The sequence below is a fragment of the Pseudomonas sp. 21615526 genome (assembly GCF_013386245.1).
Lineage (GTDB): Bacteria > Pseudomonadota > Gammaproteobacteria > Pseudomonadales > Pseudomonadaceae > Aquipseudomonas.
The window spans coordinates 1-12,678 of record NZ_JACAOM010000094.1 but is presented as its reverse complement, the minus strand read 5'-3'; the positions used below and the strand labels follow the sequence as shown (position 1 = coordinate 12,678).

The following is a 12,678-nucleotide window of genomic DNA, read 5'->3' as shown; positions in this document are numbered from 1 at the left end:
GGCTCACCCCATCAACAATCGGTCAACCGCAGGAAAATCGCCGCCAACTGCTCGATGCCGGCCTGATCCTGCGGGGTAAACCGCGACAGCGATGGGCTGTCCAGGTCGAGCACACCAATCAAGCGCCCGTCCTTGACCAACGGGACGACCAACTCGCTGTTGGACGCACTGTCACAGGCGATATGCCCCGGGAATGCATGCACGTCTTCCACCCGCTGGGTTTGCCGCGAGGCCGCTGCCGCGCCGCACACACCGCGACCGAACGGAATGCGCACACAGGCGATCTGCCCCTGGAACGGCCCGAGCACCAGCTCTTCATTGCGGTTGAGGTAGAAGCCTGCCCAGTTCAAATCATCCAGCTGGTTGAACAGGAACGCAGAAAACTGCGCGGCATTGGCAATGAAATCCCGCTCATCCGCCAACAGCGATTCCAGCTGCGCATGCAGCATGGCGTAGCCATCGAGGCCGGTTCCAGCCTGTTGCAAATCAATCATGGTTGACGCTCCAACAACTTGAGGCCCACCCAGTAGCGGGCGAACTGATAGGCACAACGGCCGTTGCGATTACCGCGCCCGGTGGCCCAGCGCACGGCGAGGATGTCCAACTCTTCATCGCGTTGCCACTGCAGACCGGCCTTACTCGCCAACTCACCGATCCAGTGCTCGACCACATCCAGGAAGTGCTCCTGATTGAACGGGTAAAACGACAGCCACAAGCCGAAACGGTCAGACAGGGCAATCTTGTCCTCCACCGCTTCGTTGGGATGCAGCTCGCCGTCTATGGTCTTCCAGTTCTCGTTATCGCTCTGGTTCTCGGGCACCAGGTGACGACGGTTGGAGGTGGCATACAACAGGACGTTTTCCGGCGCCTGCTCCAGGGAGCCGTCGAGTACGCTCTTGAGCACACGATAATCGCTCTCGCCGGCTTCGAAAGACAGGTCATCGCAGAACAACACAAAGCGTTGTGGCAATTTGATCAGTTGCTCGACCACCCGCGGCAAGTCCGCCAGGTGATCGCGCTCGATTTCGATCAGGCGCAGCCCGGCCTTGGCGTGCTGGGCCAGCAAGGCGCGCACCATGGACGATTTACCGGTGCCGCGCGAGCCCCAGAGCAGCGCATGGTTGGCCGGCAGGCCGTCGAGAAACTGTTGGGTGTTACGGGCCAATTGTTCGCGCTGTTTATCCACGCCGATCAGGTCGGACAGGCGCATATCCAGGCTGACTTCCAGTGGCAATAAAAAGCCGCTGCGACCTTCGCGCTGCCAACGGGCAGCCAGGCAATGGTTCCAGTCAACGGCTTCGCGCGGGGCAGGCAACAAGGGCTCCAGGCGAGCCAGTACCGCGTCGGCACGCTCAAGAAAGGCATTCAATCGAGAATCCACGACTATTCCTCTGGCAAGTTCTTGTAAAAGATGGCGTATTGGCAACCCTGAGGCAGACCGTGCAGGGCTGCACCGAATAAAATCGATTCATGCCGGGCAAGTTTGAGCCTGTGGATGTTCAGCTATGCTTGCCGGGCGAAAGGAAACGTAAAGTGGTACAGCACCCGATGGATATCAAGTTCGCCCACCGCTTGTCTTATAAACAAGCCAGACTGACAGTGCTGGTCGGATTCGTCTTGGGAACCTTGCTCAGCCTGATACAGATTGGGATTGATTATGCCAGCGAAGACGCTTCCATCAACCGGGAAATACGTGCGCTGATTGAAATCAGCCATAACCCGGCTTCGCGCATCGCCTACAACATCGACGCCGAGCTGGCCCAGGAACTGACGCTGGGCCTGCTGCACTCCCCCGCCATCACCCATGCACAACTGATCGACAACAACGGTTTGGTGCTGGCCGATGTCCATCGCCCGCGCAAGGAAAGCACCTACCGGCCCATCAGCGACTTCCTGTTTGGCGCCAACCGCCAATTCGAAGATCGGCTCTACCTCGCCCACATGCCCAACGATTCCCTCGGTGTACTGCGTCTTGACGTAGACACCTACGCGTTCGGCAGCCGCTTCCTGCACCGCGCCGAGATCACCCTGCTCAACGGCTTCGCCCGCAGCCTGATCCTCACCGGCATTCTGTTGGCGCTTTTCTACGTGATGCTGACCAAGCCGCTGGTGCGCATTATCCGCGAGCTGAGCTCACGCAAGCACGAGCGCCTGGACTGCCCGCCGGGGCACGAGCACGACGAGATCGGCGTACTGGTCAACGTCGCCAACCAACAGTTTGAAAACATGGAGACTGAAATCCAGCAACGCCGGCATGCTGAAAATCGCCTGACCGAATACCTCGGCCAACTGGAAGACATCGTCTCCGCCCGCACCACCGAGCTCAAGGCGATCAATCATCGGCTGACGCTGTCGAACGACGAGCTGGAAGCGGCGAAGATGACGGCCCTGGGCATGGCCCAGGCACGGGCGGCGTTCCTGGCCAACATGAGCCATGAAATCCGTACACCGCTGAACGGCCTGCTGGGGATGATCGCCCTCTCCCTCGACAGCCCGCTGAACGCCGAGCAACGCCAGCAACTGTCGATCGCCCATGACTCCGGCAAAGTACTGGTGGAGCTACTCAACGATATCCTCGACCTGTCGAAGTTCGACGCCGGCCAACTGGAACTGGAAAGCATCCCGTTCGACCTCGGTTCACTGGTGGAAGACACCGCCAACCTGCTCTCGCAAAACGCCGCGCCCAGCGTGGAGCTGACGTGCCTGATCGACCCGCAGTTTCCCGCCCAGGTGCTAGGCGACCCGACGCGGGTACGGCAGATTGTCAGCAATTTGCTGTCCAACGCCCTGAAGTTCACACGTTTCGGCCGGGTGGATGTACGCCTCAGTGCCCAGGCCGGCCGGGTCAGGATCGAGGTGTGCGACACCGGTATCGGGATCGCCCAGGATGCCCAGGTCAAGATTTTCCAGCCGTTCACCCAAGCCGGTGCGGGCATCACCCGCCAGTTCGGCGGGACAGGCCTGGGCCTGGCGCTGACCCACAACCTGTGCGAAGCCATGAAGGGCCGCCTGAGCATCAGCTCGGAAGCTGGCTTTGGCAGCCAGTTCTGTGCCGACCTGCCCTTGCCGACCCACTTGCCGGCGGTGCGCCTGGCGCCTTTGGCTGGAGATGTAATCGCCATCACCAGCACCAGCAGCGGGCTGGCAGAACTCCTCAACAGCCTGCTGCCGAGTTGGGGCCTGGCTCCGCGCTGTTATTCCATCGACGATGACTTGAGCGGGCAGAATCCCGACCTGCTGATCACCGACTGCCCCGAATGCCTGTTCCGCCTGCGCCCGATGATCACCGCCCCGATCCTGGTGGTAACCGCCTACGGCAACTTCATGCCCAGCGAAGAAGTCGCGGCCCTGGCCCCCTTGCAGCAACAGGCCCGCCCCCTGAGCCGCACCGCGCTGTACCAGGTCCTGCAACGCAACTTGCGCACCGATCCGGACCTGGTCCTGGACCTGATCCAGCTGGAAACCGGCCCCCTCGCCCACCGGGCGCGCATCCTGCTGGTGGAGGACAACCCGGTCAATCAACTGGTGGCCAAGGGCATGCTCGGCAAGCTCGGGTGCGAGGTGATCGTCGCCGCCCACGGTGGTGAAGCCCTCAAGCTGCTGGAAGAGCAAGGCTTCGACATGGTGTTGATGGACTGCAATATGCCGGTGATGGATGGCTATGAGGCCAGTCGGCAGATCCGCCGCAGCGGGCGCTGGCCGGACTTGCCGATCGTCGCCTTGACGGCCAATGCCATGTCCGAGGAACGCGAGCGCTGCCGGGCTGCGGGCATGAACGATTACCTGGCCAAGCCGTTTCGCCGGGAAGAACTCAAGGCCTTGCTCGATCTGTGGGTGCCGACTACGACAAGTCTTTGATCTGGCGCAACAGCTGATCCAGACCGTCACGCAAGGCATCGGCCTGGTTCAGGTCGACGCCGCTGTCACACAACAGGCGAGCCTTCAGCGGCTGCACCCGGTCGCGCAGGTGCCGGCCTTCATCGGTCAGGCTCAGGTGCACTTCACGCTCATCCAGCGCACTGCGCTGACGCCGCACCAGGGTAAGCTGCTCCAGGCGCTTGAGCAGTGGCGTCAGCGTGCCGGAATCCAGCAGCAGGCGCTCGCCCAGGGCCTTGACCGTAGGCTGCGACACCGCTGCAGCCTGCCATTCCCACAGCACCAGCATCACCAGGTATTGCGGATAGGTCAGTCCCAACTGATCGAGCATCGGCTTGTAGGCCCGGGTGACCGCGCGGGAGGCGGCGTAGAGCTTGAAGCACAGTTGGTCGTCGAGGGCCAGGGACAGGTCGGTCATTTGAGCAGGGCTTCGATCTCTTGGGTCAGGTCCTGGGGCTTGGTGGTCGGGGCGAAGCGCTTGACCACCTGGCCGTCGCGACCGATCAGGAACTTGGTGAAGTTCCACTTGATGCCCTTGGAGCCCAGCAATCCCGGGGCCTGCTTTTTAAGCTGTACGAACAATGGATGGGCATCGCTGCCGTTGACGTCAATCTTCTTGAACAGCGGGAAACTGACACCAAAGTTCAGCTCGCAAAACTCCGAAATGGCGCCTTCGTTGCCCGGCTCCTGCTTGCCGAACTGGTTGCAGGGAAAGCCCAATACCACCAGGCCCTGGTCCTTGTAATGCTGCCAGAGCTCCTCAAGCCCCTTGTATTGCGGGGTGAAGCCGCACTTGCTGGCAGTGTTGACCACCAGAATCGCCTTGCCGGCGAAATCGGCCAAGGTCTTTTGCTCACCCTTGATGGTGGTGCAAGGGATGCTCAGCAGGTTGTCGCTCATGGCAGTGCCTCTACAGAGATAAGAAGGACTAAACGATAGTAGGCAATTCAATTGTGTGCAATTTAATTGGCGGGACTTATGCCTTGATATAACGGCCCCTGCGGGCACGAAGCCCGCAGGAGCCTGACGGCTCAGCGCGGTACCAGGTCCAGGCACACCGAGTTGATGCAGTAACGCAAACCGGTCGGTGGCGGTCCGTCCGGGAACACGTGGCCCAGGTGCGCATCGCACTTGGCGCAGGTGACTTCGGTGCGGATCATGCCGTGGCTGACGTCCCGGATCTCGACCATGGCCTGCTCGGCGATCGGCTCGTAGAAGCTGGGCCAGCCGCAGCCGGAGTCAAACTTGGCCCTGGAATCGAACAGCGGCTCATTGCAGCAGATGCAGTGGTAGACGCCGTCGGTCTTGGTGCCGTTGTACTTGCCGCTGAACGGTCGCTCGGTGCCTTTGAGGCGGCACACGTTGTACTGCTCCGGGTCGAGCATGGCTTTCCATTCTTCAACGGTTTTCTGCAACTTTTCCATCGGTACACCTCGGCAACTGAAAAAGCCTGATCTGTGTCTTTTCCATGGATCAGGCGGCACGTATGATTGCGCCTCTTCAAAGCGCCAGTCTGGCACCCGCGTTACCGGCATTCAAACGTATTTATGGGTCAGGCCAACGCAGGATTCTCAGCACGGTAGTCTTCACACCGTCTGGATCGTTCATTTTCAGGATCACATCGCCATGCAGGTCAGCAAATCGAACAAGCTCGCCAACGTCTGCTACGACATTCGCGGCCCGGTGCTCAAGCACGCCAAACGCCTGGAAGAGGAAGGCCATCGCATCCTCAAGCTGAACATTGGCAACCCGGCACCCTTTGGTTTCGAAGCGCCGGACGAAATCCTCCAGGACGTGATCCGCAACCTGCCTACCGCACAAGGCTACAGCGACTCCAAAGGCCTGTTCAGCGCGCGCAAGGCCGTCATGCAGTACTACCAGCAGAAGCAGGTTGAAGGTGTCGGCATCGAAGACATCTACCTAGGCAACGGCGTGTCCGAGCTGATCGTCATGTCCATGCAGGCCCTGCTCAACAACGGCGACGAAGTGCTGGTTCCGGCTCCCGACTACCCGCTGTGGACCGCCGCCGTAACCCTGGCCGGTGGCCATCCGGTGCATTACCTGTGTGACGAAGGCGCCGACTGGTTCCCGGACCTGGCCGACATCAAGGCCAAGATCACCCCGAACACCAAGGCCCTGGTGATCATCAACCCGAACAACCCCACCGGCGCCGTCTACTCCAGGGAAGTGTTGCTGGGCATGCTCGAACTCGCGCGCCAGCACAACCTGGTGGTGTTTTCCGATGAGATCTACGACAAGATCCTCTACGACGACGCCGTGCACATCTGCACCGCCTCCCTGGCGCCGGACCTGTTGTGCCTGACCTTCAACGGGCTGTCTAAATCCTACCGGGTGGCGGGCTTCCGTTCCGGCTGGATCGCCATTTCCGGCCCCAAGCACAATGCCCAGAGCTACATCGAGGGCATCGACATGCTGGCCAACATGCGCCTGTGTGCCAACGTGCCGAGCCAGCACGCCATCCAGACCGCACTGGGCGGCTACCAGAGCATCAACGACCTGGTGCTGCCACAAGGCCGCCTGCTGGAGCAGCGCAACCGCACCTGGGAACTGTTGAACGCGATTCCCGGCGTCAGTTGCGTCAAGCCGATGGGGGCGCTGTATGCGTTCCCGCGGATCGACCCGAAAGTGTGCCCGATCCTCAACGACGAGAAGTTCGTGCTCGACCTGCTGCTGTCGGAAAAGCTGCTGGTGGTCCAGGGTACGGCGTTCAACTGGCCGTGGCCGGATCACTTCCGGGTGGTCACCCTGCCGCGGGTGGATGACCTGGAGATGGCCATCGGTCGCATCGGCAACTTCCTGAAGTCCTATCGCCAGTAATGGGCATTGCGCTGTACGGCCCACCCGTGGTCGTACAGCGATTATCTGGCAACACTTCTCTGCCCTGCGCGGGCGGTATCGCCTTTTACGCCTGCCGGCTCCACCCTTGCTCGGGCATCACCCTATAATTACAGGGCTGCAAGGTAATGGGGCGAGGCTGCCGAGCCACACCAGGCCTCGGAAATTCCCTTCAAGGCTCTACATTCAGGCTGTAGGACACAGTTTGAAATAGTCCCCCGGTTGAATAGCCCCATGCCGCACCTTATATACCCCGCAGTACGCGACATATTAAGCATGAGGAGAATTCTACAACCATGATGCGCATTCTGCTGTTCTTGGCCACTAACCTGGCGGTCGTGCTGATTGCCAGCATCACGCTGAGCCTTTTCGGCTTCAATGGGATCATGGCGGCCAACGGGGTTGATCTGAACCTCAATCAGCTGCTGATCTTCTGTGCGGTCTTTGGTTTTGCCGGGTCGATTTTCTCGCTGTTCATCTCCAAGTGGATGGCGAAGATGAGCACCAGCACCCAGATCATTACCCAGCCACGCACCCGTCATGAGCAATGGCTGCTGCAGACCGTCGAGCAACTGTCCCGCGAAGCCGGGATCAAGATGCCTGAAGTCGGGATCTTCCCGGCCTATGAAGCGAACGCCTTTGCTACCGGCTGGAACAAGAACGACGCCCTTGTGGCCGTCAGCCAGGGCTTGCTGGAGCGGTTCTCGCCCGACGAAATCAAGGCGGTGCTGGCCCACGAGATCGGCCACGTGGCCAACGGTGACATGGTCACCCTGGCGCTGGTCCAGGGCGTGGTGAACACCTTCGTGATGTTCTTCGCGCGGATCATCGGCAACTTCGTCGACAAGGTGATCTTCAAGAACGAACAGGGCCAGGGCATGGCCTACTACGTGGCGACCATCTTCGCCGAACTGGTACTGGGCTTCCTCGCCAGCTCGATCGTGATGTGGTTCTCGCGCAAACGGGAATTCCGCGCAGACGAAGCCGGCGCACGCCTGGCCGGTACCGGCGCGATGATCAGCGCCCTGCAGCACCTGCGCTCCGAACAGGGCTTGCCGGTGCACATGCCGAACACCCTGACCGCCTTTGGCATCAACGGTGGCATCAAGCAGGGCATGGCTCGCCTGTTCATGAGCCACCCGCCACTGGAAGAGCGAATTGACGCACTGCGTCGTCGCGGCTGATAGCGACAAGAAGAAGGGGCGATTCAATCGCCCCTTTTTTGTGGGCGCTCTTCAGCGCCTGGCCAACCGGTACACCCGCTCGTCCAGGCGCGTGACGCCGTCCTGAACAAACTTCCAGCTGTCCCCCAGGATGTCCTGCTCCTGCAGCACATCCAGGCTCCACCGGCCGCCCAGGAGCAATTGCACTTCCTCATCGCTCACCGCGAACGGCGGGCCGGCCTTCTGCGATTGTTCATAGTCGAGGGTGATCAACAGGCCACGACTGCCTCCCGCCAGAATCCCATTCAAGTGCGCCGCATACTGCTCGCGCATCAACGGTGGCAGGGCAATCAGCGCCGCCCGGTCGTAAAGCGCTGTGCAACCAACCACGGCACCGGCATCCAGGGCGAAGAAATCCCCGCACCACAGCTCGATGGAACCCGCCTGGAAAACTTTGAAAGCGCCGCGCTGGCTGACCTGCGGCATCAGCTCCTGCTCGCTGAAAAACTCTTCAACGGCCTTTTCCGACAACTCGACCCCGATCACCCGATGCCCGATGCTCGCCAGCCACACCAGGTCCAGGCTCTTGCCGCACAACGGCACCAGCACCTGCGCCCCGTTCGCCACGCCCAGGCCGGGCCAGTGACGCAGCAGGTAAGGATTCACTTCGGGCAAGTGGAAACCCGTCTGATTGCGCGCCCAACGCTCATGCCAAAATCCAGGTTCCATGATTCACCCTAAAACTTGATCAAATAGCGCTAAAACTTATATTAGATTTAGATCAATGATCTGATTGAAGATGGTCCCATCTTAACCCTCAGGACCCTACTCATGCTGCCCAGCCTGTTTATCTCCCACGGTTCGCCCATGCTTGCCCTGCAACCCGGTGCCAGTGGCCCGGCACTCAAGCGCCTGGCAGCCGAGCTGCCACGCCCCAAGGCCATTGTGGTGGTCTCGGCGCACTGGGAAAGCCAGGGGCTGCTCGTGACTGGCAGCGCCGCACCAGAGACCTGGCACGACTTCGGCGGCTTCCCACGGGAACTGTTCGCGGTGCAGTACCCGGCACCCGGTGACCCGCAGTTGGCCGCCCAAATCGTGCAGTTGCTCAAGGCTGACGGCCTGGAAGCGCGCATTGATGATCAGCGCCCCTTCGACCACGGCACCTGGGTGCCCCTGTCGCTGATGTACCCGGCGGCCGATATCCCGGTGGTGCAGGTATCGCTGCCAAGCCGCATGGGCCCTGCCCTGCAAACCCGTGTCGGCCACGCACTGGCGAGCCTGCGGGAACAGGGCGTGCTGCTGATCGGCTCCGGCAGCATTACCCACAATCTCGGCGAACTGGACTGGCATGCCGGGCCGGAGAGCATCGAGCCCTGGGCGCGGGATTTTCGCGATTGGATGGTCAGCAAACTGGCAGCCAACGATGAAGCCGCGCTGCACGACTATCGTCGCCAGGCACCTCATGCCGTGCGCAGCCACCCCAGCGACGAGCATTTGCTGCCGCTGTATTTCGCCCGGGGCGCCGGCGGTGAATTCAGCGCGGCCCACCAAGGCTTTACCATGGGTGCGCTGGGCATGGACATCTACCGTTTCGCCTGATTGCAGGCAAAAAAAATCCCCGAACCAGTCGGGGATTTTTTATGTTCGATCAATCAGCCCGGGGGCGGATCAATCTTCGCGGTAGCGACGCAGCTTCAACTGCTTACCGGCAACGCGGGTGTCCTTCAGCTTGGTCAGGAGTTTCTCCAGACCATCTTCCGGCAGCTCCACCAGGGAGAAGCTGTCACGCACCTGGATGCGACCGATCGCTTCACGTGCCAGGCCACCCTCGTTGAGGATAGCGCCCAGCAGGTTCTTGGCAGCGATGCCATCACGCGCGCCCAGCGCGGTACGGCAGCGAGCACGGCCTTCAGCCAATGGAACCGGAGCACGACGCTCACGATCACCACGGTCCGGACGGTCGCCAGTACGCTCTGGACGATCACCGCGCGGAGCGTTGTTCGGCACCAGTGGACGTTCTTTCTCGATGGCAGCCAGGGTCAGGGCCTGACCGTTGGTAGCCTTGCGCAGCAGGGCTGCAGCCAGGGCACGCGGGGTGCAACCGATATCGGCAGTCAGGCGGTCCAGCAGATCGCCGTGGGTCGATTCAGCATCAGCCACCAGTGGCGACAGGCTGTTGGTCAGTTTCTTGATGCGCGCATCGAGAACGGCCTGGGCATCCGGCAGGCGGACTTCGGCAACTTTCTGACCGGTTACACGCTCGATCACTTGCAGCATGCGGCGCTCACGTGGAGTCACCAGCAGCAATGCACGACCTTCGCGACCAGCACGGCCGGTACGGCCGATACGGTGAACGTAGGACTCTGGATCGTAAGGCATATCAACGTTGAACACGTGGGTGATACGTGGAACGTCGAGGCCACGGGCAGCAACGTCGGTCGCCACAACGATGTCCAGACGGCCATCCTTGAGGGAGTCGATCACGCGCTCACGCTGGTTCTGAGCAATGTCACCGTTCAGCGCAGCGGCTTTGTAGCCTTTGGCTTCCAGGGCGCTGGCCAGGTCCAGGGTCGCTTGCTTGGTGCGCACGAACATGATCAGGGCGTCGAAGTCTTCGACTTCCAGCAGGCTCAATACAGCCGAGGTCTTCTGGTCAGCGTGAACCAACAGGTGAGCCTGTTCGATCGCGGTAACGGTCTGAGTCTTGGTCTGGATCTTCACGTGTTGCGGATCGCGCAGATGGCGTTCGGCAATGGCACGGATCGACTGTGGCAGGGTAGCCGAGAACAGTACGGTCTGACGGGTTGCTGGCAGTGCCTTGAAGATGACTTCCAGGTCGTCCATGAAGCCCAGCTTGAGCATTTCGTCAGCTTCGTCCAGAACCAGGTGGTTCACGGTCGACAGCACTTTTTCGTCGCGACGCAGGTGGTCGCACAGACGGCCCGGAGTGGCGACAACGATCTGTGCGCCGTTACGGATTGCTTTCAGTTGTGGGCCCATAGGCGCGCCGCCGTAAACGGCCACAACGGTAACGCCCGGCATTTGCTTGGCGTAGGTTTCGAAAGCGGTTGCTACTTGCAGCGCCAACTCACGGGTTGGCGCCAGGATCAGGGCTTGCGGCTCGCGCTTGGCAGGATCGATGCAGTGCAGGATTGGCAGGGCGAACGCGGCGGTTTTACCGGTACCGGTTTGCGCTTGGCCAATCATGTCTTGGCCGGCCATGATGATCGGGATCGATTGCTGCTGAATAGCCGAAGGTTCTTCGTAGCCAGTCGCGATGACGGCAGCAAGAATGTTCGGGTTAAGATTAAAAGCGGCGAAGCCGCCGGTTTCCTGGGTCATGGGTCTGCCTCTAAGTGCATCCGCAAAGACCCATGCTCCAAAGCTGCGCATGCCGTGTTGAGACTCAAGAGTCGCCCTGGCTGCTTTGTCGGCGGGGATTTGCGAAAACGAATGAATGAAAAAGATTCGTCAAGGAAGAGTCCGCTGTGCGGACGTGCAGCCGAAGCTGACTTCGGGGAATTGCGCTACCTAAACGCGGCCCGGTTAAAGGCCGGCGCGCACTATACCGGAAATCGCTGAAAAAGGGAGCTTTTTTTATCGCAAACCGCAGGTAAACGCCTCTGCATCAAAGGCTTTGCGCATCCAGGCAGCAGGGTCTATTTTTCAAAGGCCCGGCCCTGTTGGTCATGACGCTTAAACGGTTCACCCTTAACAGCGGGCCCTTCGGTCCGAAACCTCCCTTTGCGCCCGAGGGCACACCCCATGAACCAAGCCACCAACAGCCGCGTCAGCCGTGAACAGCAGGGTCATATCCTGTTGCTGGGGCTGGATCGCGTGGCCAAGCGCAATGCGTTCGACCTGGAATTGCTCAATGATTTGAGCCTGGCGTATGGCGAATTTGATCGCAATGAGGAAGCGCGGGTAGCCATTGTCTTCGGGCATGGCGATCACTTTACCGCCGGATTGGACCTGGCCAATGTGGGGCCCACGATGGCACAAGGCTGGCAACCGCCGTTGGGTGGTTGTGATCCGTGGGGCGTTTTCGCGGGGCCCCGGGTCAGTAAGCCGGTGATTGTTGCGGCTCAGGGGTACTGCCTGACCATTGGTATCGAGTTGATGTTGGCGGCGGATATCAATCTGTGTGCCAGCAATACCCGGTTTGCGCAGATGGAAGTGCAGCGCGGGATTTTTCCTTTTGGGGGCGCGACGTTGCGCTTTCATCAGATCGCGGGGTGGGGGAATGCCATGCGCTGGTTGCTCACGGGGGATGAGTTTGATGCCCACGAGGCGTTGCGATTGGGTTTGGTGCAGGAGGTGATGGCCAGCGAGGATTTGTTGCCTCGGGCGGTGGCGCTGGCAAACCGCATTGCCCAGCAGGCGCCGCTGGGGGTGCAGGCCACGCTGATGTCGGCGCGCCAGGCACGGATCGAGGGGGAGACCGCGGCGGCGGCCGGGTTGCCCGTTTTGGTGGAGAAACTGCTGAATAGTGAGGATGCCAAGGAAGGTGTACGGGCGATGATCGAGAAGCGGCCTGGGGTTTTTAAAGGCTGTTGATTGTGGAGGGGGGCTTGGGGCGGGGTACATATCCGTTATTTAGGTAACGGCCACTATTGGTTCCGCTCTTACAGCGGCTCACTTTTGAACAGCGCAAAAGTAAGCAAAACGCTCTTGCCCCACCACTCGGCACCTCGCTTAGGCTCGGTGTGCCCTCACTCCGGCTTTGGACCGTGGGCCGCCGTCATGGGCCATCCTTGGCCCAGGACGGCTAACCCGGCGTCCT

Annotated in this window: 12 protein-coding genes; 5 read left to right on the top strand and 7 right to left on the bottom strand. The window is 60.8% G+C overall.

Going from position 1 to position 12,678, the window contains the following annotated elements; genetic code table 11:
- Positions 1-11: 11 nt before the first annotated feature.
- Together HX786_RS24365 and HX786_RS24360 are read right to left on the bottom strand one after the other, a co-directional pair.
- Positions 12-494, bottom strand: a complete 483-nt coding sequence (locus HX786_RS24365; protein ID WP_003209067.1) for a GAF domain-containing protein — start codon at positions 492-494, stop codon at positions 12-14.
- Positions 491-1,381, bottom strand: coding sequence for an ATP-binding protein (locus HX786_RS24360; protein ID WP_003209065.1), 891 nt, complete (start codon positions 1,379-1,381; stop codon positions 491-493). Before HX786_RS24360 ends, HX786_RS24365 begins: the two co-directional genes overlap by 4 nt.
- A 167-nt stretch (positions 1,382-1,548) precedes the next feature.
- Between HX786_RS24360 and HX786_RS24355 the strand changes: the two genes are divergently transcribed.
- A complete protein-coding gene (locus HX786_RS24355; RefSeq protein WP_087694773.1) occupies positions 1,549-3,858 on the top strand; it encodes a response regulator in 2,310 nt (769 codons plus the stop codon).
- Here the strand turns inward: HX786_RS24355 and HX786_RS24350 are convergent.
- From HX786_RS24350 to msrB, 3 genes are all read right to left on the bottom strand, one after another.
- Positions 3,842-4,294, bottom strand: a complete 453-nt coding sequence (locus HX786_RS24350) for a MarR family winged helix-turn-helix transcriptional regulator (protein ID WP_087694772.1) — start codon at positions 4,292-4,294, stop codon at positions 3,842-3,844. The two genes, HX786_RS24355 and HX786_RS24350, sit on opposite strands and share 17 nt — an antisense overlap.
- Positions 4,291-4,776, bottom strand: a complete 486-nt coding sequence (locus tag HX786_RS24345) for a glutathione peroxidase (protein WP_003209061.1) — start codon at positions 4,774-4,776, stop codon at positions 4,291-4,293. The genes HX786_RS24350 and HX786_RS24345 overlap by 4 nt, the downstream gene beginning before the upstream one ends.
- 131 nt (positions 4,777-4,907) lie before the next feature.
- Positions 4,908-5,300, bottom strand: a complete 393-nt coding sequence (gene msrB / locus HX786_RS24340) for a peptide-methionine (R)-S-oxide reductase MsrB (RefSeq protein ID WP_003209059.1) — start codon at positions 5,298-5,300, stop codon at positions 4,908-4,910.
- Positions 5,301-5,502: 202 nt separating this feature from the next.
- Between msrB and HX786_RS24335 the strand changes: the two genes are divergently transcribed.
- Positions 5,503-6,714, top strand: a complete 1,212-nt coding sequence (locus tag HX786_RS24335; protein ID WP_003209058.1) for a pyridoxal phosphate-dependent aminotransferase — start codon at positions 5,503-5,505, stop codon at positions 6,712-6,714.
- A 314-nt stretch (positions 6,715-7,028) separates the two neighbouring features.
- Positions 7,029-7,916 (top strand): protease HtpX, encoded by an 888-nt coding sequence (gene htpX / locus HX786_RS24330; RefSeq protein ID WP_003209055.1) that lies wholly within the window; start codon positions 7,029-7,031, stop codon positions 7,914-7,916.
- Positions 7,917-7,967: 51 nt separating this feature from the next.
- Here htpX and HX786_RS24325 read toward each other — a convergent pair whose 3' ends face one another.
- The gene (locus HX786_RS24325) at positions 7,968-8,624 is read right to left on the bottom strand and encodes a thiopurine S-methyltransferase (RefSeq protein WP_177069003.1); all 657 of its coding nucleotides are present in this window, start codon (positions 8,622-8,624) and stop codon (positions 7,968-7,970) included.
- A 102-nt stretch (positions 8,625-8,726) separates the two neighbouring features.
- On the opposite strand from HX786_RS24325, the gene HX786_RS24320 reads away from it, so the two are divergent.
- Positions 8,727-9,494: a class III extradiol ring-cleavage dioxygenase gene (locus HX786_RS24320; protein WP_003209052.1), complete on the top strand. Its 768-nt coding sequence runs from the start codon at positions 8,727-8,729 to the stop codon at positions 9,492-9,494.
- A gap of 69 nt (positions 9,495-9,563) precedes the next feature.
- On the opposite strand, the gene HX786_RS24315 is transcribed toward HX786_RS24320, so the two are convergent.
- Positions 9,564-11,237: a DEAD/DEAH box helicase gene (locus HX786_RS24315; RefSeq protein WP_003209050.1), complete on the bottom strand. Its 1,674-nt coding sequence runs from the start codon at positions 11,235-11,237 to the stop codon at positions 9,564-9,566.
- A 423-nt stretch (positions 11,238-11,660) separates the two neighbouring features.
- Here HX786_RS24315 and HX786_RS24310 point away from each other — a divergent pair, with 423 nt between their 5' ends.
- Positions 11,661-12,452 carry a crotonase/enoyl-CoA hydratase family protein gene (locus HX786_RS24310; RefSeq protein ID WP_177035732.1) on the top strand — a complete coding sequence of 264 codons (792 nt, stop codon included), beginning with the start codon at positions 11,661-11,663 and terminating at the stop codon, positions 12,450-12,452.
- Positions 12,453-12,678 lie beyond the last annotated feature (226 nt).

Coding starts and splice junctions, on each gene's coding strand:
- HX786_RS24365 (WP_003209067.1), bottom strand. CDS start 494: ATGATTGATTTGCAACAGGCTGGAACCGGCCTCGATGGCTACGCCATG.
- HX786_RS24355 (WP_087694773.1), top strand. CDS start 1,549: ATGGATATCAAGTTCGCCCACCGCTTGTCTTATAAACAAGCCAGACTG.
- HX786_RS24350 (WP_087694772.1), bottom strand. CDS start 4,294: ATGACCGACCTGTCCCTGGCCCTCGACGACCAACTGTGCTTCAAGCTC.
- HX786_RS24345 (WP_003209061.1), bottom strand. CDS start 4,776: ATGAGCGACAACCTGCTGAGCATCCCTTGCACCACCATCAAGGGTGAG.
- msrB (WP_003209059.1), bottom strand. CDS start 5,300: ATGGAAAAGTTGCAGAAAACCGTTGAAGAATGGAAAGCCATGCTCGAC.
- HX786_RS24335 (WP_003209058.1), top strand. CDS start 5,503: ATGCAGGTCAGCAAATCGAACAAGCTCGCCAACGTCTGCTACGACATT.
- htpX (WP_003209055.1), top strand. CDS start 7,029: ATGATGCGCATTCTGCTGTTCTTGGCCACTAACCTGGCGGTCGTGCTG.
- HX786_RS24325 (WP_177069003.1), bottom strand. CDS start 8,624: ATGGAACCTGGATTTTGGCATGAGCGTTGGGCGCGCAATCAGACGGGT.
- HX786_RS24320 (WP_003209052.1), top strand. CDS start 8,727: ATGCTGCCCAGCCTGTTTATCTCCCACGGTTCGCCCATGCTTGCCCTG.
- HX786_RS24315 (WP_003209050.1), bottom strand. CDS start 11,237: ATGACCCAGGAAACCGGCGGCTTCGCCGCTTTTAATCTTAACCCGAAC.
- HX786_RS24310 (WP_177035732.1), top strand. CDS start 11,661: ATGAACCAAGCCACCAACAGCCGCGTCAGCCGTGAACAGCAGGGTCAT.